The following is a 711-nucleotide window of genomic DNA, read 5'->3' on the forward strand; positions in this document are numbered from 1 at the left end:
TCCATGAAAGAGCAGGTCGTCGTGTGCATCGTCCCTGGGTGGCAGAGCCGGGACTGTGGCTGCAATACGACTACGGTGACGGGCCCGTCGTCGGTGGCGTGAAGACGGTGTTGTTCATCGCGTGGTTGGCGTTCTCGCGGTTTCGCATCGTCATTCCGCTTCGGGATAAGACGCTGGCGTCGGTGTTTATGGTCTTAGACCGCACGTTTCGACTCATCGGCGGCATCCCGACCTATGTGTTGACTGATAACGAGAAGACCGTCACGACGATGCATATCGCCGGGGTTCCGGTGCGCAATCGCGACACAGTCTCATTCGCGAAGTACTACGGAACGACGGTCCTGACGTGTCAGCCGGCCGATCCGGCGTCGAAGGGCGGGGTGGAGCGGTCCGTCCAGATCGCGAAGGCTGATCTGGTGCCCACAGCCACGAACCTGCGCAATGAGTACGCTTCGTTTGCTGACCTCGAGGCCGCGTGCCAAGCCTTTATGTCCGAGATCAACGAGAAAGAGCATCGGGTGACGAAACGATGTCCGATCGACTTGATCGGTCAGGAGCAGGAGAGGATGCATCCGGTCCCGGATCGGGCGCATACGATCGCGTTCGGTCTGTCGAGGAAGGTTCCGGTCAATACGCCGATGGTCGCTTTCGAGTCCGGGCAGTATTCGGTACCGCATGCACTCCTGGGGTCCGAGGTCTTCGTCCGCGTCC

At 60.3% G+C, this 711-nt stretch carries 1 protein-coding gene; it reads left to right on the forward strand.

Annotation, left to right across the window (positions count from 1 at the left end):
• Positions 1 to 711: DDE-type integrase/transposase/recombinase (locus ACPUD7_RS17730; protein ID WP_425120648.1), on the forward strand; the 711-nt coding region annotated here is incomplete at both ends.

This window comes from Brevibacterium sp. FAM 24630 (assembly GCF_049804075.1).
GTDB lineage: Bacteria > Actinomycetota > Actinomycetes > Actinomycetales > Brevibacteriaceae > Brevibacterium.